The sequence below is a fragment of the Enterobacter sp. B79-1 genome (assembly GCF_057444735.1).
The window spans coordinates 1-22,265 of the sequence record NZ_JBYAZJ010000013.1 but is presented as its reverse complement, the minus strand read 5'-3'; the positions used below and the strand labels follow the sequence as shown (position 1 = coordinate 22,265).

20 protein-coding genes and 1 riboswitch are annotated in these 22,265 nt (G+C 54.4%); of the genes, 10 read left to right on the top strand and 10 right to left on the bottom strand.

Going from position 1 to position 22,265, the window contains the following annotated elements; translation table 11 throughout:
- Positions 1 to 19: 19 nt before the first annotated feature.
- Complete coding sequence (gene nudC, locus AC2T6E_RS22245; protein ID WP_042715996.1) at positions 20 to 793, bottom strand: NAD(+) diphosphatase; 774 nt, start codon at positions 791 to 793, stop codon at positions 20 to 22.
- Positions 794 to 888: 95 nt separating this feature from the next.
- On the opposite strand from nudC, the gene AC2T6E_RS22240 reads away from it, so the two are divergent.
- From AC2T6E_RS22240 to AC2T6E_RS22195, 10 genes are all read left to right on the top strand, one after another.
- Entirely contained in the window at positions 889 to 1,386 is a 498-nt protein-coding gene (locus tag AC2T6E_RS22240) for an Rsd/AlgQ family anti-sigma factor (RefSeq protein ID WP_010425933.1), read from the top strand.
- A gap of 54 nt (positions 1,387 to 1,440) precedes the next feature.
- Positions 1,441 to 1,550, top strand: a riboswitch (TPP riboswitch).
- A 77-nt stretch (positions 1,551 to 1,627) separates the two neighbouring features.
- The gene (thiC, locus tag AC2T6E_RS22235) at positions 1,628 to 3,523 is read left to right on the top strand and encodes a phosphomethylpyrimidine synthase ThiC (protein WP_182401868.1); all 1,896 of its coding nucleotides are present in this window, start codon (positions 1,628 to 1,630) and stop codon (positions 3,521 to 3,523) included.
- The gene (gene thiE / locus AC2T6E_RS22230; protein WP_341495581.1) at positions 3,523 to 4,164 is read left to right on the top strand and encodes a thiamine phosphate synthase; all 642 of its coding nucleotides are present in this window, start codon (positions 3,523 to 3,525) and stop codon (positions 4,162 to 4,164) included. Before thiC ends, thiE begins: the two co-directional genes overlap by 1 nt.
- Positions 4,151 to 4,906 (top strand): thiazole biosynthesis adenylyltransferase ThiF, encoded by a 756-nt coding sequence (gene thiF / locus AC2T6E_RS22225; RefSeq protein ID WP_214594963.1) that lies wholly within the window; start codon positions 4,151 to 4,153, stop codon positions 4,904 to 4,906. The genes thiE and thiF overlap by 14 nt, the downstream gene beginning before the upstream one ends.
- Positions 4,890 to 5,090, top strand: coding sequence for a sulfur carrier protein ThiS (thiS, locus tag AC2T6E_RS22220; protein WP_010425940.1), 201 nt, complete (start codon positions 4,890 to 4,892; stop codon positions 5,088 to 5,090). Before thiF ends, thiS begins: the two co-directional genes overlap by 17 nt.
- A gap of 1 nt (position 5,091) precedes the next feature.
- Positions 5,092 to 5,859 (top strand): thiazole synthase, encoded by a 768-nt coding sequence (thiG, locus tag AC2T6E_RS22215; RefSeq protein WP_265186586.1) that lies wholly within the window; start codon positions 5,092 to 5,094, stop codon positions 5,857 to 5,859.
- A complete protein-coding gene (gene thiH / locus AC2T6E_RS22210) occupies positions 5,859 to 6,992 on the top strand; it encodes a 2-iminoacetate synthase ThiH (RefSeq protein ID WP_214594961.1) in 1,134 nt (377 codons plus the stop codon). Before thiG ends, thiH begins: the two co-directional genes overlap by 1 nt.
- Positions 6,993 to 7,326: 334 nt before the next feature.
- Positions 7,327 to 8,871: a sensor domain-containing diguanylate cyclase gene (locus tag AC2T6E_RS22205; RefSeq protein WP_212474313.1), complete on the top strand. Its 1,545-nt coding sequence runs from the start codon at positions 7,327 to 7,329 to the stop codon at positions 8,869 to 8,871.
- Between the two features lie 133 nt (positions 8,872 to 9,004).
- A complete protein-coding gene (locus AC2T6E_RS22200) occupies positions 9,005 to 9,313 on the top strand; it encodes a PTS sugar transporter subunit IIB (protein ID WP_010425948.1) in 309 nt (102 codons plus the stop codon).
- On the top strand, positions 9,313 to 9,630 hold the full coding sequence (locus AC2T6E_RS22195) for a PTS lactose/cellobiose transporter subunit IIA (RefSeq protein WP_119938511.1): 318 nt from the start codon (positions 9,313 to 9,315) through the stop codon (positions 9,628 to 9,630). Before AC2T6E_RS22200 ends, AC2T6E_RS22195 begins: the two co-directional genes overlap by 1 nt.
- Positions 9,631 to 9,745: 115 nt before the next feature.
- Here the strand turns inward: AC2T6E_RS22195 and rpoC are convergent, their stop codons facing one another.
- The 9 genes from rpoC to AC2T6E_RS22150 all read right to left on the bottom strand — a co-directional run.
- The gene (gene rpoC / locus AC2T6E_RS22190; RefSeq protein ID WP_042715985.1) at positions 9,746 to 13,969 is read right to left on the bottom strand and encodes a DNA-directed RNA polymerase subunit beta'; all 4,224 of its coding nucleotides are present in this window, start codon (positions 13,967 to 13,969) and stop codon (positions 9,746 to 9,748) included.
- A 76-nt stretch (positions 13,970 to 14,045) separates the two neighbouring features.
- Positions 14,046 to 18,074 (bottom strand): DNA-directed RNA polymerase subunit beta, encoded by a 4,029-nt coding sequence (rpoB, locus tag AC2T6E_RS22185; RefSeq protein WP_100167617.1) that lies wholly within the window; start codon positions 18,072 to 18,074, stop codon positions 14,046 to 14,048.
- A gap of 319 nt (positions 18,075 to 18,393) precedes the next feature.
- Entirely contained in the window at positions 18,394 to 18,759 is a 366-nt protein-coding gene (gene rplL / locus AC2T6E_RS22180; RefSeq protein ID WP_006176746.1) for a 50S ribosomal protein L7/L12, read from the bottom strand.
- Between the two features lie 66 nt (positions 18,760 to 18,825).
- Positions 18,826 to 19,323: a 50S ribosomal protein L10 gene (gene rplJ / locus AC2T6E_RS22175; RefSeq protein WP_001207203.1), complete on the bottom strand. Its 498-nt coding sequence runs from the start codon at positions 19,321 to 19,323 to the stop codon at positions 18,826 to 18,828.
- Positions 19,324 to 19,614: 291 nt separating this feature from the next.
- Positions 19,615 to 20,319 (bottom strand): 50S ribosomal protein L1, encoded by a 705-nt coding sequence (gene rplA / locus AC2T6E_RS22170; protein WP_006176745.1) that lies wholly within the window; start codon positions 20,317 to 20,319, stop codon positions 19,615 to 19,617.
- A gap of 3 nt (positions 20,320 to 20,322) precedes the next feature.
- Positions 20,323 to 20,751, bottom strand: a complete 429-nt coding sequence (rplK, locus tag AC2T6E_RS22165; protein WP_008503452.1) for a 50S ribosomal protein L11 — start codon at positions 20,749 to 20,751, stop codon at positions 20,323 to 20,325.
- A gap of 156 nt (positions 20,752 to 20,907) precedes the next feature.
- Positions 20,908 to 21,453, bottom strand: a complete 546-nt coding sequence (gene nusG, locus AC2T6E_RS22160; protein WP_003862341.1) for a transcription termination/antitermination protein NusG — start codon at positions 21,451 to 21,453, stop codon at positions 20,908 to 20,910.
- Between the two features lies 1 nt (position 21,454).
- A complete protein-coding gene (secE, locus tag AC2T6E_RS22155) occupies positions 21,455 to 21,838 on the bottom strand; it encodes a preprotein translocase subunit SecE (protein ID WP_003862342.1) in 384 nt (127 codons plus the stop codon).
- A 229-nt stretch (positions 21,839 to 22,067) separates the two neighbouring features.
- The coding region (locus AC2T6E_RS22150; protein WP_047668561.1) for an EF-Tu C-terminal domain-related protein at positions 22,068 to 22,265 on the bottom strand (198 nt) is incomplete at its 5' end.

Here is a 22,265-nt window from a genome sequence, read left to right as displayed (position 1 = left end):
TCATGGCCTCAGTGTAACACTACTCATACTCGGCCCGACACATCGCCACGGTATCTTCTATCAGCCGACGCGCCACGGTGCCCGGCGGAGGCAACAGCGGTAAATCGTCATAGCGATACCAGTTCGCTTCCAGCAGCTCTTTCTGATCGATAACGATCTCGCCGCTATCGTATTCCGCCATAAACGCGGTCATCAGCGACATCGGGAACGGCCAGGGCTGGGAGGTGACGTAGCGCAGGTTCTTCACCTTAATACTGCTCTCTTCCATCACCTCGCGCGCCACCGCCTGCTCCAGCGTTTCGCCTACTTCGACGAACCCGGCCAGCACGGTGTGAATGCCGTTGCGATGACGAGTATGCTGCGCCAGCAGGATGGAATCCTCCCGACGGATAGCGACGATAATGCAGGGTGCAATCTGAGGATAGTAGCGCTCGCGGCAGTGGCTGCAGAGCATCGCCCACTCGGTTTTGCTCGGGTGCATGGTATGACCGCAGTAGCCGCAGTATTTATGCGAGCGGTAAAACTCCGCCAGCTGCACGCCGCGCCCCGCCAGCTGGAACAGCCCGACATCCTGATCCAGCACCTGCCGCACAGACCCCATATCCTGGCGACGCGCTTGTTGGATCAACCACACCGGCTCGCCCTGCCACTCGCCGATCCACAGCGCGGTTTGTCCGACAAGATCGAACGTTTCCGCCGTGCCGTGAGGGATTTCCCCGGCGGGCAGCCATAATTTTTGTTCGTGACTGACGATCCACCAACCCAGATCTGATTTTTCAATAATACGATCCATATCTATTGCACTACCTTCGCTTCACTGACATGTTGTTAGCATTGTGGTTACATTTTGGATAAGCAGATTCAATCCTAAACCTTGCGGAGTCGACCATGTTAAACCAGCTAGAAAGCCTGACTGAGCGCGTTAGAGGAAGTAACAAACTGGTGGATCGCTGGCTACACGTGCGCAAGCATCTACTCGTGGCTTATTACAATCTGGTCGGTATTAAGCCTGGCAAAGAATCGTTCATGCGGCTGAATGAAAAAGCGCTGGATGATTTTTGCCAGAGCCTGGTCGACTACCTGTCCGACGGCCATTTCAATATTTATGAACGCATTATCCGCGAAATGGAAGGGACAACACCGTATTTAGCGGCCAGCAAACTCTATCCGCTGCTGGAAGCCAACACCCAGCAGATCATGGATTACTACGATTCCACGCTCGAAAACGCCATCGATCACGATAACTATCTTGAGTTTCAGCAGGCGCTGTCCGATCTCGGTGAAGCGCTGGAGGAGCGATTCACGCTGGAAGATAAGCTGATCGCCCTCGTGCTGGACAATGACGTGAATACCAGCAATGAAGAGAACGTCGCGCGCCCTGCTTGAGTTCTTAATCGTTAACGAGTAATTTACAACCATTCGCCCCTCTCACGAGGGGGATTTTTCTTGTCGGAGTGCCCAGTGTGAAAGCACGGGCTGAGACCGTTAATTCGGGATCCGCGGAACCTGATCAGGCTAATACCTGCGAAGGGAACAAGAGTCACACAGCTGTTGTATCGCCTGAGGGCGATCCTCTCTTGCTTCATCCGTCGTCTGACAAGCCATGTCCTTCACTTTGGAATGAGCTATGTCTACTGCAAAACTGACCCGCCGCGAACAGCGCGCACAGGCCCAACACTTCATCGACACCCTGGAAGGCACTGCTTTCCCGAACTCTAAACGTATCTACATTTCCGGCTCGCAGGCCGATATTCGCGTCCCGATGCGTGAGATCCAGCTCAGCCCGACGCTTATCGGCGGCAGCAAAGAGGATCCGCAGTTCGAAGACAACGAAGCCGTGCCGGTATACGACACCTCCGGCCCGTATGGCGATCCCAATGTGGCAATTAACGTCCAGCAGGGTCTGGCAAAGCTGCGCCAGCCGTGGATTGACGCGCGTAATGACAGCGAAGCGCTAAACGAGCAAAGCTCTGCTTACACCAAAGAACGCCTGGCCGACGACGGTTTGGACGAGTTGCGCTTTACCGGCCTGCTGACGCCAAAACGTGCTAAAGCGGGCAAATGCGTGACCCAGCTGCACTACGCGCGCCAGGGCATCGTCACGCCGGAGATGGAGTTCATCGCCATCCGCGAAAACATGGGTCGCGAGCGCATCCGTAGCGAAATACTGCGCTATCAGCATCCGGGCGAAGGCTTTGGCGCTCGTCTGCCGGAGAACATCACGCCGGAATTTGTGCGTGACGAAGTGGCTGCCGGTCGCGCCATTATCCCCGCCAACATCAACCACCCGGAATCCGAGCCGATGATTATTGGCCGCAACTTCCTGGTGAAGGTCAACGCTAACATCGGCAACTCGGCCGTGACCTCCTCCATCGAAGAAGAGGTGGAAAAGCTGGTCTGGTCCACGCGCTGGGGTGCGGACACGGTAATGGACCTCTCCACCGGCCGCTATATTCACGAAACCCGCGAGTGGATCCTGCGTAACAGCCCGGTACCGATTGGCACCGTACCGATTTATCAGGCGCTGGAGAAGGTCAACGGTATTGCCGAAGACCTCACCTGGGAAGCGTTCCGCGACACGCTGCTGGAGCAGGCGGAACAGGGCGTGGACTACTTCACCATTCACGCGGGCGTGCTGCTGCGCTACGTGCCGATGACGGCGAAACGCCTGACCGGCATCGTCTCGCGCGGCGGTTCCATCATGGCGAAGTGGTGCCTTTCCCATCATCAGGAAAACTTCCTCTACGAACACTTCCGCGAGATCTGTGAAATCTGCGCCGCGTACGACGTGTCGCTGTCACTGGGCGACGGCTTGCGTCCGGGCTCTATTCGCGACGCGAATGACGAAGCGCAGTTTGCCGAGCTGCACACGCTGGGCGAGCTGACCAAAATCGCCTGGGAATACGACGTGCAGGTGATGATTGAAGGCCCAGGCCATGTGCCGATGCAGATGATCCGCCGCAATATGACCGAGGAGCTGGAGCACTGCCACGAAGCGCCGTTCTACACGCTGGGGCCACTGACAACCGACATCGCGCCGGGCTATGACCACTTCACGTCAGGCATTGGGGCGGCGATGATCGGCTGGTTCGGCTGCGCCATGCTCTGCTACGTGACGCCGAAAGAGCACCTCGGCCTGCCTAACAAAGAGGACGTTAAGCAGGGGCTGATTACCTACAAGATTGCCGCCCACGCGGCGGATTTGGCGAAAGGCCACCCGGGCGCGCAAATCCGCGATAACGCCATGTCGAAGGCACGCTTTGAATTTCGCTGGGAAGACCAGTTCAACCTGGCGCTGGACCCGTTCACCGCGCGCGCCTATCACGACGAGACCCTGCCGCAGGAATCGGGCAAAGTCGCGCACTTCTGCTCCATGTGCGGGCCAAAATTCTGCTCGATGAAAATCAGCCAGGAGGTGCGCGACTACGCCGCCGCGCAAACCATTGAAGTGGGTATGGCGGACATGTCAGAAACCTTCCGCGCCAAAGGCGGCGAAATCTACCTCAAAAAAGAGGAGGCGTAATGTACCAGCCCGATTTTCCCCCGGTGCCCTTCCGCTTAGGGCTTTATCCGGTGGTGGACAGCGTGGAGTGGATAGAGCGCCTGCTGAAGGCTGGCGTTCGCACTCTCCAGCTGCGCATCAAAGATAAACGCGATGATGAGGTGGAAGCCGATGTGGTTGCCGCCGTCGCGCTTGGGCGTCGACATAACGCCCGCCTGTTTATCAACGACTACTGGCGGCTGGCCGTTAAGCACCAGGCGTATGGCGTGCATCTGGGCCAGGAGGACCTGGAAACAACGGATCTGAGCGCTATCCGTGTAGCCGGGTTACGCCTTGGCGTTTCAACGCATGATGACATGGAGATCGACGTGGCGCTGGCGGCCCGTCCCTCTTACATCGCGCTGGGTCACGTCTTCCCGACGCAAACCAAGCAGATGCCCTCCGCACCGCAGGGGCTGACGCAGCTGGCGAGTCATGTGAAACGCCTTGCCGATTACCCTACCGTCGCCATCGGCGGGATCAGTCTTGAACGTGCCCCGTCGGTGCTGGAGACCGGCGTCGGCAGTATCGCCGTCGTCAGCGCCATCACCCGGGCCGCAGACTGGCAGGCCGCGACCGCACAGCTGTTACAACTGGCAGGAGCAGGTGATGAACGATCGTGATTTTATGCGCTACAGCCGTCAGATCCTGCTGGAGGATATCGCCATCGACGGACAGCAAAAACTGCTCGCCAGCCGGGTGCTGATTGTCGGTCTGGGCGGCTTAGGCGCGCCCGCCGCGCTTTATCTGGCGGGTGCGGGCGTCGGCACGCTGGTGCTTGCCGACGACGACGAGGTACATATCAGCAACCTGCAGCGGCAAATTCTTTTCACCATGGAGGATATCGACCAACCTAAAGCGCAGATCACCCGGCAGCGGCTGAACCAGCTTAACCCGGACATCGAGCTGATTGCCCTGCAGGAGCGGCTCGGTGGTGAACGCCTGCAGCGTGAAGTTGCCCTTGCCGACGTGGTGCTGGACTGCACGGACAATATGGCGACGCGTCAGGCGATTAACGCCGTCTGTGTGGCACATAACACGCCGCTTATCACCGCCAGCGCGGTCGGTTTCGGGGGACAGATGATGGTCCTGACGCCTCCGTGGGCGCAGGGCTGCTATCGCTGCCTGTGGCCGGACGATGCCGAGCCAGAGCGTAACTGCCGCACCGCAGGCATTCTCGGTCCAGTCGTTGGTATGATGGGCACGCTGCAGGCACTGGAGGCCATCAAGCTGCTCAGCGGCATGGAGACGGAACGTAATACGCTGCGGCTGTTTGATGCCCGCTCAAGCGGCTGGCGCCATCTGGCCTTGCACCGCGCCAGCGGCTGCCCGGTATGCGGAGGCCGCGATGCGCATTCTGTTTAACGATGAGCCAATGAAGTGCGATGACGGACTTACCGTTGCCGTGCTGCTCGAAAGGCTACGCCAGCTCAAGCCGGGAACGGCGCTGGCGCTCAATCAACAGATCCTGCCGCGCGAGCAGTGGGAACATCAGCAGGTCAATGAAGGCGACCAGATCCTGCTGTTTCAGGTCATCGCAGGGGGCTGAAATGTTACGTATTGCCGATAAAGTTTTTGATTCGCATCTGTTTACAGGAACTGGAAAATTCGCCTCGCCGCAGCTGATGGTGGATGCCATCCGTGAAAGCGGCAGCCAGCTGGTGACGCTGGCGCTAAAGCGCGTTGATCTGCGCCATCATAGCGATGCCATTCTGGCGCCGCTGCTGGAGGCTGGCGTTACGCTTTTACCGAATACCTCCGGCGCGAAAACGGCCGAGGAGGCGATTTTCGCCGCACAGCTGGCGCGTGAAGCGCTCGGCACCCGCTGGCTGAAGCTGGAAATTCACCCGGATGCGCGCTGGCTGCTGCCCGACCCCATCGAAACGCTGAAGGCAGCTGAAAAACTGGTGCAGCAAGGGTTTACCGTCCTGCCTTACTGCGGCGCCGACCCGGTCCTGTGTAAACGACTGGAAGAGGTCGGCTGCGCCGCCGTCATGCCGCTGGGCGCCCCCATCGGCTCCAACCAGGGGCTGGAAACCCGGGCAATGCTGGAGATCATCATCGAACAGGCCAACGTACCGGTAGTGGTGGATGCGGGCATTGGCGTGCCAAGCCATGCCGCGCAGGCGCTGGAGATGGGCGCCGACGCGGTGCTGGTGAACACGGCTATTGCGGTGGCTGACGATCCGGTCACGATGGCGCGCGCGTTTCGCCTGGCGGTGGAGTCAGGTTTGCTGGCACGGCAGTCTGGCCCCGGCTCCCGCAGTGTTCAGGCGCAGGCCACCAGCCCGCTGACCGGTTTCCTGGAGGCGCTCTGATGACCTCGTTTACCGATCGCTGGCGGCAGATCCACTGGGACGATATTGCCCTGCGCATCAACAGCAAAACGGCTGCGGATGTCGAGCGTGCGTTAAACGCGCGTCATCCGACCCGCGAAGACATGATGGCCCTGCTTTCACCGGCTGCCAGCGCCTACCTTGAGCCGATGGCGCAGCGCGCGCAGCGGCTCACCCGCCAGCGCTTTGGCAACACGGTGAGCTTCTACGTTCCGCTCTACCTCTCAAACCTGTGCGCCAACGACTGCACCTACTGCGGCTTCTCCATGAGCAACCGCATTAAGCGCAAAACGCTCGATGAAGGTGAGATTGCGCGCGAGTGTGCGGCCATTCGTGAAATGGGCTTTGAGCATCTTCTGCTGGTCACGGGCGAACATCAGGGGAAGGTGGGAATGGACTATTTCCGTCAGCATCTTCCGGCTATTCGCCGTGAGTTTGCATCGTTGCAGATGGAAGTGCAGCCCCTGTCGCAGGACGAGTACGCAGAACTGAAAACGCTTGGGCTGGACGGGGTCATGGTCTACCAGGAAACCTATCACGAGGCGACGTACGCCCGGCATCACCTGAAGGGGAAAAAGCAGGACTTTTTCTTCCGGCTGGAAACGCCGGACAGGCTGGGACGCGCCGGGATCGACAAAATCGGCCTCGGCGCACTGACGGGGCTTTCAGACAACTGGCGAGTGGATAACTATCTGGTGGCGGAACATCTGCTGTGGCTCCAGCAGCATTACTGGCAGAGTCGCTACTCCATCTCTTTCCCCAGATTGCGTCCGTGTACAGGCGGCATCGAACCGGCCTCGGTGATGGATGAGCGCCAACTGGTACAAACTATCTGCGCGTTTCGCCTGCTCGCCCCGGACGTTGAATTATCGCTCTCAACGCGTGAATCCCCGGCGTTTCGCGATCGCGTTATCCCGCTTGCGATTAACAACGTCAGCGCGTTTTCCAAAACGCAGCCGGGCGGTTACGCCGACGATCGTTCGGAGCTGGAGCAGTTTGCGCCACACGATGCTCGACGTCCGGAAGCCGTCGCTGAAGCGCTGATCGCCCAGGGGCTTCAGCCTGTCTGGAAAGACTGGGACAGCTGGCTGGGACGCGCCTCGCAATTACGTTGAAATGTGCTGCAACTACGTAAAAAAATGACGAGGCGTCTTCTGAGATAAACACCGGGCAGTTGTGAACAGGTGCCCGGTTTTTCTATTCTGCTTTCGTCAGCAACGGATGCTGTCCAGGGCGAAAAGCTTCTTCCTCGTTTCGCCCTGCCTCCTCCCGAACATAACAAAAGTTGATAAAATAAAAATAATGAGTAATTTCTTAATGATTCTTAAGATAAATCATCTCGCCTGAAATCCTGTTCCGTATAATTCGCTACCAACCTCAGGACAGCGACTAAGCTGAGAGAATATCAGCAGGCGTAACGTATTCATCATCTGGATTAATCTACAGCTCATGGCACTTCACAGTAAAAAGCTCTCTTTCACCCGGCCGATTATGGTCAGCTTTGCGGGGATCCTCTGCAGCTTCGCGCTGATCGCCGTGTTGATTACGCTTTCTCAGAGAAAGGATTTTCTGGAGGATTATCATAAGATTAATGGTAATTTCACCCATAACCTGGCGGTGAACTATACCGAATCCATCCTGCGTGAAAACGACTATATTCTGGGGCGTGCAGCGATGTATTTTGCGCGCAATGACCGGCTGAATCAGACAATCAACGTCGACCCGGCACAAGGGCTGCAGATGTTAATGCATTTGCAAAACCTGATGCCGACCGTGTCGTCCATCTCTTTGACAGACACGCAGGGGCATTACCTGCGCGCGCCGGAAGTGCTTCCAACGGAAAAGAGCAAGACATTCGACGCGCGAACCCGCCCGTGGTTTATAGGCCAGGCAGAGGCCAGTATCTTTAGCCACTATACCAGCCCCTATATGGACTACTTTACCGACCACCCAACCGTCACTCTCTACAAGCCGGTGATTTCACCCGAAGGCAGGCTGAAGGGAACGCTCGCTTTTCATCTCGATTTGACCTCTATGGGATACACCCTCCGTCAAATGGTGGCACCCGTACAGGGTGAATTTTTCGTTGTCGAACGCGATGGTGCTGTGGTACTTCACCCGGACACGGGCGCGCTCTTTAAACCGTACGTCAGCGAAGCGCTGATGGACAAAATGACCAGCGGCGAAGGCCATTTATTCGATCCAAAAAGCAAATCCTGGTACTACTACTACTCCTTCACCAACCCGGACTGGTTTGTTATTTATCGGGTATCCGACGCCACGCTTACCGCCATTACCCGCCACGAAACCGTTGTTGTCAGTTGGGGATTTGCACTCGCAGCCATTATCATCATTCTGTTTGGTTTGTACCTGCGCCATGCTTCCCGTACTGTGCTGATGAATATTATCAACGCCATCAAAACCGGGGATGTCAGCCAGGCCCCGCGCCTTGAGGCAATGCTCAGCCATACCATTCAGTCAAACAAAGAGCGTGAACAGGCCTATGTGCGTCAGGCAACCCATGATGCATTAACGGGCTGTAAAAACCGCCGCGCTTTCGACAACGATGTGGATGAACTGCTGAACGCCCATCAACCTTTCGCGCTGGGCCTGATCGATATCGATAACTTCAAATCCATTAATGACACCTGGGGACACCTGAGCGGCGATATCGTTTTGCGTAACGTTGCCCGCGAGGGGATCCAGATCATGCAGCCCCATCACATCTCTGTTTACCGCTACGGCGGCGAAGAGTTCGCGGTGATCTTCCATACGGAGCCGATCGCTACCGCTCACGCGCTGCTGGAAGCGTGGCGCACCGCCGTGGAACGGCGCGTCTGGCGTGAGGAAAACCTGCACGTGACGTTCAGTGCGGGCCTGGGGGAATGGCACTTCGAGCCGCTGGAACACTTTGTAGGTAGCGTCGATGGCGCGCTTTACACGGCAAAACAGCAGGGAAAAAATCGTATCGTTCGTACATCTGACAGCGAGTGACCACAAAATTGTAACCGGTTTCAGAAAAATGCCGATTTCTTTGTGATGCCTGACACACAATCACGGTAAAGCGGTTGTTGAAGCGGTCTGCACGGGATAATTATCAATAAACACATGTAGATCGAGGCTGATTATGAAGAACATCGTTTTATGCTGTGCAGCGGGAATGTCAACCAGCATGCTGGTTCAACGTATGAAAGATGCCGCGCAGAAAAAAGGGGTTGAAGTCACCATTAAAGCCGTTCCGGTCGCGGAGTTTAAAGACAATATCGCGACGGCCGACATCGTATTGCTGGGGCCACAGGTAAAATACGAGCAGGCGAAACTTCAGGCGCAGGCCGACCCGCTGGGCAAAAAAGTCGCGGTGATCGACATGATGGATTACGGCATGATGAAAGGTGATGCCGTACTGGAAAAAGCGCTCAAGCTGCTGGAGTCATAATGGAAGACTTAGAAACCACAATCATGGAACTGCTGGTGAACGCGGGCGCGGCGCGAAGTGCTGCTCTGACCGCACTGCAGATGGCACGTAAAGGCGACTTTGACGAAGCCGAGAAGGCGATGGAAGAGTCGCGCGAATATGTGAAGCATGCGCACACGATCCAGACGCAGCTTATCGGTCTTGACGAAGGGACCGGGAAGCTTCCGGTTAACCTGATCACCGTTCACTCCCAGGATCACCTGATGAACGCGATGGTCATTCAGGATCTGGCGGGCGATATGATTGAACTTTATCGACGGATCCCGTTGATAAACTGATAACACACAGATGTAAAAAAACCCGCCTCGGCGGGTTTTTTATTGTCGGGTGGCGCTACGCTTACCCGACCTACGAGGCATATGCCCGGTAATATTTATTACCGGGCATCAACGATTACTCGTTGTCGGAACCGCCCAGACCTGCGTTCAGCAGTTCTGCCAGGCTCGCGGATGCATCTTCTGCAGTGACCTGCGGTGCAGCTGGCAGTTCGCCCGCAGCACGACGACGCATACGATCCTGGTGGTATGCATAACCGGTACCTGCCGGGATCAGACGACCCACGATAACGTTCTCTTTCAGACCGCGTAATTCATCACGCTTACCAGCAACAGCCGCTTCGGTCAGGACACGCGTGGTCTCCTGGAACGATGCTGCAGAGATGAAGGACTCGGTTGCCAGAGACGCTTTGGTGATACCCAGCAGATCGCGTGCGAAGGTCGCACCGATTTTGCCGTTCGCTTCCAGATCGCGGTTAGCAATCTTAACGCGAGAGTATTCAACCTGTTCGCCTTCCAGGAACTCGGAGCTGCCTGCGTTTTCGATGGTTGCTTTACGCAGCATCTGACGAACGATAACTTCGATGTGCTTATCGTTAATCTTAACGCCCTGCAGACGGTAAACGTCCTGTACTTCGTTGGTGATGTAACGCGTTACCGCGTGTACGCCACGAAGACGCAGAATGTCGTGCGGAGCTTCTGGACCATCGGAAACCACGTCACCACGTTCTACACGTTCACCTTCGAACACGTTGAGCTGACGCCACTTAGGAATCATCTCTTCGTACGGCTCGCTGCCATCTACTGGGGTGATAACCAGACGGCGTTTACCTTTGGTCTCTTTACCGAAGGAAATGATACCGCTGATTTCAGCCAGGATTGCAGGCTCTTTCGGACGACGTGCTTCAAACAGGTCCGCAACGCGTGGCAGACCACCGGTGATGTCCTTGGTACCGCTGGATTCCTGAGGAATACGCGCCAGAGCATCACCCGCACCGATCTGAATGCCATCTTCCAGCTGTACGATCGCTTTACCCGGCAGGAAGTACTGCGCAGGCATGTCGGTACCAGGGATCAGAACGTCGTTACCCTGACCATCAACGATTTTCAGTGCAGGACGCAGATCTTTACCACCGGCAGTACGTTCAGCAGAATCCAGAACCACCAGAGAAGACAGACCGGTCAGCTCGTCGGTCTGACGAGTAATGGTCTGGCCGTCGATCATGTCAGTGAAGCGGATGAAACCACTTACTTCGGTGATAACCGGCATGGTGTGCGGATCCCAGTTTGCAACGGTTTCACCACCGGCAACCTGCTCGCCATCACCTTTCGCCATAACCGCACCGTAAGGCACTTTATAGCTCTCTTTGGTACGACCGAATTCGTCGATCAGCTTCAGCTCGGTGTTACGAGAGGTCACAACCAGCTTGCCTGCGGAGTTAACAACAGACTTCGCGTTGCTGAGCTTGATGCTACCTTTGTTTTTCACCTGGATGCTGGATTCAGCAGCCGCACGAGATGCCGCACCACCGATGTGGAACGTACGCATCGTCAGCTGTGTACCCGGCTCACCGATGGACTGTGCCGCGATAACGCCGATTGCTTCACCTTTGTTGATGATGTGGCCACGCGCCAGGTCACGACCGTAGCAGTGCGCACATACACCAAAGTCGGTGTCACAGGATACAACGGAACGCACTTTCACGGAGTCAACAGAGTTCGCTTCCAGCAGGTCACACCAGTGCTCGTGCAGCAGCGTGTTGCGTGGAACCAGAATGTCTGCAGTGCCCGGCTTCAGAATGTCTTCCGCGGTCACACGACCCAGAACGCGATCGCGCAGTGGCTCTTTAACATCACCACCCTCGATAACCGGGGTCATGGTGATACCTTCGAGGGTGCCACAATCGTCTTCGGTCACAACCAGATCCTGCGCAACGTCAACCAGACGACGCGTCAGATAACCGGAGTTCGCTGTTTTCAGTGCGGTATCCGCCAGACCTTTACGAGCACCGTGCGTGGAGATGAAGTACTGGAGTACGTTCAGACCTTCACGGAAGTTCGCGGTGATTGGCGTTTCGATGATGGAGCCATCTGGCTTCGCCATCAGACCACGCATACCTGCCAGCTGACGAATCTGTGCTGCGGAACCACGCGCACCGGAGTCGGCCATCATGTAGATGCTGTTGAAGGAAACCTGCTGCTCTTCTACGCCGTCACGGTTAATCACGGTTTCGGTCTGCAGGTTATCCATCATCGCTTTGGATACACGATCGTTCGCCGCTGCCCAGATATCGATAACTTTGTTATAGCGTTCGCCTGCGGTTACCAGACCAGACTGGAACTGCTCCTGGATCTCAGCAACTTCGGCTTCCGCTTCAGAGATGATCTCGTGTTTCTTCTCTGGGATGACCATGTCATCGATACCAACAGATGCACCTGAACGCGCTGCATAAGCAAAGCCGGTGTACATTGTCTGGTCAGCGAAGATTACGGTCGGCTTCAGACCCAGAATGCGGTAACAGGTGTTCAGCATTTTGGAGATCGCTTTCTTGCCCAGCGCCTGGTTGACGATGGAGAAAGGCAGACCTTTCGGTACGATCATCCACAGAATGGCACGGCCAACGGTCGTGTCTTTCAGGCTGGTTTTCGCTACGAATTCGCCGTTTTCATCTTTTTCGTATTCGGTGATACGCACTTTAACGCGCGCATGCAGAGAGGCCAGGCCAGCGCGATAAATACGCTCAGCTTCTTTCGGGCCAGTCAGCACCATGCCTTCGCCTTTGGCGTTAACACAGTCACGGGTCATGTAGTACAGACCCAATACAACGTCCTGAGAAGGAACGATAATTGGTTCACCGTTCGCTGGAGACAGGATGTTGTTGGTAGACATCATCAGCGCACGCGCTTCGAGCTGGGCTTCCAGCGTCAGCGGTACGTGAACAGCCATCTGGTCACCATCGAAGTCGGCGTTATAAGCCGCACAAACCAGCGGGTGAAGCTGGATAGCTTTACCTTCGATCAGGACTGGCTCAAATGCCTGGATACCCAGACGGTGCAGTGTTGGTGCACGGTTCAGCAGTACCGGGTGTTCGCGGATCACTTCGTCCAGGATATCCCAAACGACAGCTTCTTCACGCTCAACCATTTTCTTAGCGGCTTTGATGGTGGTGGCCAGGCCACGCAGTTCCAGCTTGCCGTAAATGAACGGTTTGAACAGCTCCAGTGCCATTTTCTTCGGCAGACCGCACTGATGCAGACGCAGGTATGGACCTACGGTGATTACAGAACGACCGGAGTAGTCAACACGCTTACCGAGCAGGTTCTGACGGAAACGACCCTGTTTACCTTTGATCATGTCGGCCAAAGATTTCAGAGGACGTTTGTTCGAACCGGTGATCGCACGACCGCGACGACCGTTATCCAGCAGGGCATCTACCGCTTCCTGCAGCATACGTTTTTCGTTGCGTACGATGATGTCCGGCGCAGCCAGATCCAGCAGACGCTTCAGACGGTTGTTACGGTTGATAACGCGACGATACAGATCGTTCAGATCGGACGTTGCGAAACGACCACCATCCAGCGGTACCAGTGGACGCAGATCTGGCGGCAGAACCGGCAGAACGGTCAGGATCATCCACTCTGGCTTGTTGCCAGACTGAACGAACGCTTCCAGCAGTTTGATACGCTTGGTCAGCTTTTTACGCTTGGTTTCGGAGTTAGTTTCGTTCAGCTCTTCACGCAGCTGCTCGCACTCTTGCTCCAGATCCATGCTCTTCAGCAGGGCCTGGATAGCTTCCGCACCCATCTTCGCGTCGAATTCGTCACCGAACTCTTCCAGCGCGTCCAGATACTGTTCTTCGGTCAGAATCTGGTTACGTTCCAGGTTCGTCATACCGCCTTCGATCACAACATAAGATTCGAAGTACAGAACACGTTCGATATCGCGCAGCGGCATATCCAGCAGCAAGCCGATACGGGACGGCAGAGATTTCAGGAACCAGATGTGAGCAGTCGGAGACGCCAGCTCGATGTGGCCCATACGCTCACGGCGTACTTTGGTCTGGGTCACTTCAACGCCGCACTTCTCACAGATCACACCACGGTGTTTCAGGCGCTTGTACTTACCGCACAGGCACTCGTAGTCTTTTACTGGCCCGAAAATACGCGCACAGAAAAGGCCGTCACGCTCAGGTTTGAACGTACGGTAGTTGATGGTTTCCGGCTTTTTAACTTCACCAAAAGACCATGAACGGATCATGTCTGGCGAAGCCAGAGCAATTTTGATCGCATCAAACTCTTCGGTTTTAGTCTGCGCTTTCAGAAACTTTAATAAATCTTTCACGGATTTGCTCCCGTCGGAGTTAGCACAATCTGGTGTCGGGGGTTAACCCGACACCAGTGACCTGTTTGAGCGAGAATTACTCGTCTTCCAGTTCGATGTTGATACCCAGCGAACGAATCTCTTTCAACAGTACGTTGAAGGATTCTGGCATGCCCGGCTCCATCTGATGGTTGCCGTCCACGATGTTCTTATACATCTTGGTACGACCGTTCACGTCATCAGACTTAACGGTGAGCATTTCCTGCAGGGTGTATGCTGCGCCGTATGCTTCCAGCGCCCACACTTCCATCTCCCCGAAGCGCTGACCACCGAACTGAGCCTTACCACCCAGCGGCTGCTGAGTAACCAGGCTGTAAGAACCGGTAGAACGAGCGTGCATCTTGTCGTCGACCAGGTGGTTCAGTTTCAGCATGTACATGTAACCTACGGTTACCGGACGCTCGAACTGTTCACCGGTACGGCCGTCAAAGAGCGTAATCTGACCAGACGTTGGCAGACCACCCAGTTGCAGCAGCTCTTTAATTTCAGCTTCTTTTGCACCGTCGAATACCGGCGTTGCAATTGGCATACCCTTACGCAGGTTTTCCGCCAGACGCAGAACTTCATCATCGCTGAAGGTGTTCAGGTCGACTTTCTGACGCACGTCGGTACCCAGATCGTAGGCACGCTGGATGAATTCGCGCAGTTTCGCGACTTCTTCCTGCTGCTTCAGCATGGCGTTAATCTTGTCGCCGATACCTTTCGCAGCCATACCCAGGTGGGTTTCCAGGATCTGACCGATGTTCATACGAGACGGTACACCCAGTGGGTTCAGTACGATATCTACCGGCGTACCGTTAGCATCGTGCGGCATATCTTCGATCGGGTTGATCTTAGAGATAACACCCTTGTTACCGTGACGACCTGCCATCTTATCACCAGGCTGGATCTGACGTTTAACGGCCAGATAAACCTTAACAATCTTCAGCACGCCTGGTGCCAGATCGTCGCCCTGAGTGATTTTGCGGCGTTTCGCTTCGAGTTTTTTCTCGAACTCGTGTTTCAGTTCGTCATACTGCTCAGCCAGCTGTTCCAGCTGATTTTGTTTCTCTTCATCGGTCAGGCCCAGTTCCAGCCAGCGATCGCGTGGCAGTTTGTCGAGCTTCTCAGCTTCAACGCCACCGGCAACCAGCACCGCATAGATACGGCTGAACAGACCCGCTTCGAGGATCTGCAGTTCTTCAGACAGGTCTTTCTTAGCCTGTTTGAGCTGCATCTCTTCGATTTCCAGCGCACGCTTATCTTTCTCAACGCCGTCACGGGTGAAGACCTGAACATCGATAACCGTACCGGAAACACCGTTTGGTACGCGCAGAGAAGAGTCTTTAACGTCAGACGCTTTCTCACCGAAGATTGCACGCAGCAGTTTCTCTTCTGGCGTCAGCTGGGTTTCACCTTTCGGCGTAACCTTACCAACCAGAATGTCGCCGCCGGTCACTTCAGCACCGATGTAAACGATACCGGATTCATCCAGTTTAGAGAGCGCAGCTTCACCCACGTTCGGGATGTCAGCGGTGATCTCTTCTGGCCCCAGCTTGGTGTCACGGGACACACATGCCAGTTCCTGAATGTGGATGGTGGTGAAACGATCTTCCTGAACCACACGCTCGGAGACGAGGATGGAGTCTTCGAAGTTGTAACCGTTCCACGGCATGAACGCTACGCGCATGTTCTGACCGAGCGCCAGTTCACCGAGGTCGGTGGACGGACCGTCTGCCAGCACGTCGCCACGTTCAACTGGCTCACCCAGAGATACGCAAGGCATCTGGTTGATACAGGTGTTCTGGTTAGAACGGGTGTATTTGGTCAGGTTATAAATGTCGATACCCGCTTCGCCCGGATACATCTCGTCTTCGTTAACTTTGATAACGATACGGGATGCGTCGACGTACTGAACGGTACCGCCACGCTTAGCAACTGCAGTAACACCGGAGTCAACGGCAACAGCACGTTCCATACCGGTACCAACCAGCGGCTTATCAGCACGCAGAGTTGGAACGGCCTGACGTTGCATGTTCGCACCCATCAATGCACGGTTGGCGTCATCGTGTTCCAGGAACGGGATCAGGGACGCACCGACGGATACCACCTGCTGGGTGGATACGTCCATGTAGTCAACCTGGTCGCGGCTGAACAAGCTGGATTCGCCTTTGCTACGGCAGGTAACCAGATCTTCTACAAAGTGGCCTTCGTCATCCAGGTTGGAGTTCGCCTGAGCGATAACGTAGTTGCCTTCTTCGATAGCAGACAGGTAATGAATTTCGTCGGTAACAACACCGTCGGTCACTTTACGATACGGAGTCTCGAGGAAACCGTATTCGTTAGTCTGTGCGTACACGGACAGGGAGTTGATCAGACCGATGTTTGGACCTTCAGGCGTTTCGATTGGACATACGCGACCGTAGTGGGTCGGGTGTACGTCTCGAACTTCAAAGCCTGCGCGTTCACGGGTCAGACCGCCTGGGCCGAGTGCAGAGATACGACGTTTGTGCGTAATCTCAGACAGCGGGTTGTTCTGGTCCATGAACTGAGACAGCTGGCTTGAACCGAAGAACTCTTTCACTGCTGCAGAAATCGGCTTGGCGTTGATCATATCCTGAGGCATCAGGGTATCCAGATCGCCCAGAGACAGACGCTCTTTCACCGCACGCTCAACACGCACCAGGCCAACGCGGAACTGGTTTTCCGCCATTTCGCCTACGGAACGGATACGACGGTTGCCGAGGTGGTCGATATCATCCACTTCGCCTTTACCGTTACGGATATCGATGAGCTTCTTCATCACTTCGATGATGTCGTCTTTGCTCAGGATACCGGAACCTTCGATCTCATCACGCAGCAGAGAACGGTTGAACTTCATACGACCAACCGCGGACAGATCGTAGCGGTCTTCGGAGAAGAACAGGTTCTCGAACAGGCTTTCCGCCGCTTCGCGAGTTGGTGGCTCACCAGGACGCATCATGCGGTAGATTTCTACCAGCGCGCTCAGACGATCGGTGGTTGGGTCGACACGGATAGTCTCAGAGATATACGCACCGTGGTCCAGATCGTTGGTGAACAGCGTTTCGATACGTTTGTGGCCAGACTGGCTCAGCTTAGCCAGCAGATCCAGGCTCAGCTCCATGTTCGCTGGGCAGATCAGCTCGCCCGTTGACTCGTCAACGTAATCTTTCGCGGCTACTTTTCCTGCAATGTACTCAACCGGAACTTCGATGAGTTTGATATCATCTTTTTCCAGCTGGCGGATATGGCGCGCGGTGATACGGCGACCTTTTTCCACATACACTTTGCCGTCGGCTTCGATGTCGAACGACGCGGTCTCACCACGCAGACGTTCCGGCACCAGCTCCATCTGCAGCTTGTTGTCGCGGATTTCAAAGATCACTTTCTCAAAGAACAGGTCCAGGATCTGTTCAGTGGTGTATTGCAGCGCACGCAGAATGATGGTTGCAGGCAGCTTACGACGACGGTCGATACGGACAAACAGGTTGTCTTTCGGATCGAACTCGAAGTCCAGCCATGAACCACGGTAAGGAATGATACGTGCGTTATACAGTACTTTACCGGAAGAGTGTGTTTTACCTTTATCGCTGTCGAAGAAGACGCCCGGGCTACGATGCAGCTGGGAAACGATAACACGCTCAGTACCGTTGATTACGAAAGTACCGTTGTCTGTCATGAGTGGAATTTCACCCATGTAGACTTCTTGTTCTTTAATGTCTTTAACGGTGCCTTCCGGCGCTTCGCGCTCGTAGATCACCAGACGCAGTTTTACGCGCAGCGGTGCGGAATAGGTCACGCCACGGATCTGACATTCCTGAACGTCAAACACCGGTTCGCCAAGGCGGTAGCTGACGTACTGCAGCTCGGAGTTACCGCTGTAGCTCTGAATCGGGAACACGGAGCGGAAGGCTGCTTCCAGACCGTACTGCCCTTCAGGATCTTGCTCGATAAACTTCTGGAACGAGTCAAGCTGGATAGAAAGGAGATATGGAATGTCCAGAACTTGTGGACGTTTACCAAAATCCTTACGAATACGTTTTTTCTCGGTATAGGAGTAAACCATAGGGTTCCTCAGCTCGCTGACAAGTCGACCCATCTGTCCGACGAAGGGACAGTTTGTGCAACACCATTTTGTGGACCGGAAAATTGAATACTTTCCGCAATACCTGTTGCTATCACGCTTAAATCATTTCGTCGCGATTTACACAGAGCGAGCACCCTGTCGCAATATATTAAGTCGTCGATAGAAACATGCATTGTCAGGACAACCAGCAGTCAAACAGTGTGAAATGCTACTGATGCCTTACAGCGCAAAAAGGCTGGTGACTAAAAAGTCACCAGCCATCAGCCTAATGACTTAGGCTGCAACCAGAAAAGTTGGCTTATTTAACTTCAACTTCAGCGCCAGCTTCTTCCAGAGATTTTTTCAGTGCTTCTGCGTCGTCTTTGCTCACGCCTTCTTTCAGCGCAGCTGGAGCAGATTCTACCAGGTCTTTAGCTTCTTTCAGACCCAGGCCAGTTGCGCCACGTACTGCTTTGATAACAGCAACTTTGTTAGCGCCAGCAGCTTTCAGAATTACGTCGAATTCAGTTTTTTCTTCAGCAGCTTCAGCCGGGCCCGCAGCTACAGCTACAGCAGCAGCAGCAGAAACACCGAATTTTTCTTCCATTGCAGAAATCAGTTCTACAACGTCCATTACGGACATAGCTGCAACTGCTTCAATGATTTGATCTTTAGTGATAGACATTTAAATTGTTCCTGAAAATCAGAATAAGTTTATACGTAAGCGAATGCTTTATAAAGATAACTGCGATTAAGCAGCTTCTTTCGCATCGCGAACAGCAGCCAGAGTGCGAACCAGTTTGCCAGCCGAAGCTTCTTTCATGGTTGCCATCAGGCGTGCAATTGCTTCTTCGTAGGTCGGCAGGGTTGCCAGGCGATCGATTTGCGATGCCGGGATCAACTCACCTTCAAAGGCTGCAGCTTTGACCTCAAATTTTGCATTCGCTTTCGCGAACTCTTTGAACAGACGAGCAGCAGCGCCCGGGTGTTCCATAGAGTATGCAATAAGGGTCGGACCAACAAACGTGTCTTTCAGGCACTCGAACTGAGTACCTTCAACTACGCGACGCAGCAGGGTGTTACGAACAACACGCATGTATACGCCAGCTTCACGACCTGCTTTACGCAGTTCAGTCATTTTGTCTACAGTAACGCCACGGGAATCCGCAACTACTGCAGACAGCGCGCCTTTGGCTACTTCGCTGACTTCAGCAACAATCGCTTGTTTGTCTTGAAGATTTAAAGCCATTAGCTTTGCTCCTGGATGTTTGCCGGAACTCATGTCCCGGAACTCACTTCACTCTCCCCAACGAGGAGAGCGTCTTAATACGGTGAGCAGAAACAAGCCAGAGTATTCAAAAATAATCTTAGCGTTCTGTCACCGTCTACGCAGGGGATTAAGTCTCTTGCGAAACACCTGCGGTCTTCGACGGAGGCCTGGATTAGGCCAGGCTCCAACGAACAAATCTTTTAGCCGCTAACTTTCGTTAGCAAACGTGGGGGTAAGATTGTAGACAAAATCACCGCCCACGTAAAGGCATTAGTTTGCAGCAGCGCTCAGGCCAGCCTGGTCAACTGCAACACCTGCACCCATGGTGGTGGAGATGCTAACTTTCTTGATGTACACGCCTTTAGCCTGAGTTGGTTTTGCTTTTTTCAGCGCAACCAGCAGAGATTCCAGGTTTTCTTTCAGTTTGTCAGCGTCAAAGTCCACTTTACCGATGGTGGTGTGGATGATGCCGTTTTTGTCGTTACGATAACGAACCTGACCTGCTTTAGCGTTCTTAACCGCTTCAGCAACGTTAGGGGTTACAGTACCCACTTTCGGGTTTGGCATCAGGCCGCGTGGACCCAGAACCTGGCCCAGCTGGCCAACAACGCGCATTGCATCTGGAGAAGCAATAACAACGTCAAAGTTCATTTCGCCTTTCTTGATCTGATCAGCCAGATCTTCCATACCTACCAGTTCAGCGCCGGCAGCTTTAGCAGCTTCAGCGTTTGCACCCTGAGCAAATACAGCTACGCGAACGGAACGGCCAGTACCGTGTGGCAGTACAGTTGCGCCACGAACGTTCTGATCGGATTTACGAGCGTCGATGCCCAGGTTAACGGCAACGTCAACGCTTTCAACGAACTTAGCAGTTGCCAGTTCTTTCAGCAGAGCGATAGCTTCGTTGATGTCGTACTGTTTGGTCGCATCAACTTTGTCACGGATCACGGACATGCGCTTGGTCAGTTTAGCCATTTCTTAGTCCTCCACTACCAGGCCCATGGAACGTGCAGTACCTTCGATTGAGCGAGTCATCGCTTCAATGTCGGCACCAGTCATGTCGGCAGCTTTGGTCTGCGCGATTTCCTGCAGCTGAGCGCGGGAAATTTTACCCACTTTGTCTTTGTTCGGTTTACCGGAACCAGACTTGATACCAGCCGCTTTCTTCAGCAGAACTGCTGCTGGAGGGGTTTTGGTAACGAAAGTGAAAGAACGGTCAGCGTAAACAGTGATTACGACTGGGATTGGCAGACCTTTTTCCAGGGATTCAGTTTTTGCGTTGAACGCTTTACAGAATTCCATGATGTTCACACCCTGCTGACCCAGAGCTGGACCAACTGGTGGACTTGGGTTCGCCATACCAGCTGCAACCTGCAGCTTGACGTAGGCTTGTACTTTCTTAGCCATTCTAAAATCCTCTGATTGGGTGATAGCGCCTCAGAGAGGCTCCCCGTGAATAAAATTCGTTTTACGGGCCGTAACCCATAAAAACAAAAGGCGCGAAATTGTATTCCAATCTCGCGCCTTGTGCAACGATTTAATCGTTGCTTTTTTGATCGCTGCTTAGGCTTTTTCGACCTGTGCAAAGTCCAGCTCTACCGGGGTCGCACGACCGAAGATAGAAACAGACACTTTCAGGCGGGACTTCTCGTAGTCCACTTCTTCAACGACGCCGTTAAAGTCAGCAAACGGACCGTCATTAACACGAACCATCTCACCCGGTTCAAACAGCGTTTTCGGACGCGGCTTATCACCCACCTGCTGCAGGCGGTTCATAATCGCATCCACTTCTTTATCGCTGATTGGCGCCGGACGGTCAGACGTGCCGCCGATAAAGCCCATCACGCGCGGTACGCTGCGCACCAGGTGCCAGCTCGCGTCGTTCATCACCATCTGAACCAGCACGTAACCCGGGAAGAATTTACGCTCGCTTTTGCGACGTTGGCCGCCACGGATCTCGACCACTTCTTCGGTCGGAACCATCACTTCGCCAAATAACTCTTCCATGTTGTGTAATTTGATATGCTCACGCAGCGACGTAGCTACGCGGCCTTCAAAACCGGAAAACGCCTGAACGACGTACCAACGCTTTTTAGGGGCTTCAGACATCTTAGAACCTCAGGCCAGTGATAAAGGAAACCAGGCGAACCAGAATACCATCCAGTCCCCACAGGATCAGTGACATTACAGCGGTAACCGCCGCTACGATCAGCGTGGTGTGCAATGTTTCCTGGCGAGTCGGCCAAATGACCTTGCGGACTTCGGTACGTGCTTCGCGAGCGAAAGCGACAGTCGCTTTGCCTTTTGTCGTCAACAGCGCGACACCACCCGCTGCAGCAATCAGAATCACCACTGCAAGCGCGCGTAGCGGCAGCATCATGTCACGATAAAGATAGTTGCCAACAATTGCCACGATCAGCAGCACGGCTACAACTACCCATTTCATCGCTTCCAGGCCGCGCCCGCTCCCTTGAGCTTCGGTATTCGCACTCATAAACCAACCTGTCAGAAGTATTCTACAAACATTTTCACCCCGCGATTGCGAGGCAAACCAAATCGAAATGCTTATTCGCTTTTCGGATTATACGCTCTCTGCAGAGCCTGTCTCAGCAATGATTATGACAAAAATAATCACTGATGAGCCAGGTTCTGATGTGAAAGCGTGCAAAAAGGGCATCAAATGATGCCCTTTTATTGCGCATTGCGTCAAATGTTATCAGCGATTAGCCGAGAACTTTAGCAACAACGCCCGCGCCAACGGTACGGCCGCCTTCACGGATTGCGAAACGCAGACCATCGTCCATCGCGATTGGGTGGATCAGAGTCACAACCATCTTGATGTTGTCGCCTGGCATTACCATCTCAACGCCTTCTGGCAGTTCGATGGTACCGGTCACGTCAGTTGTACGGAAGTAGAACTG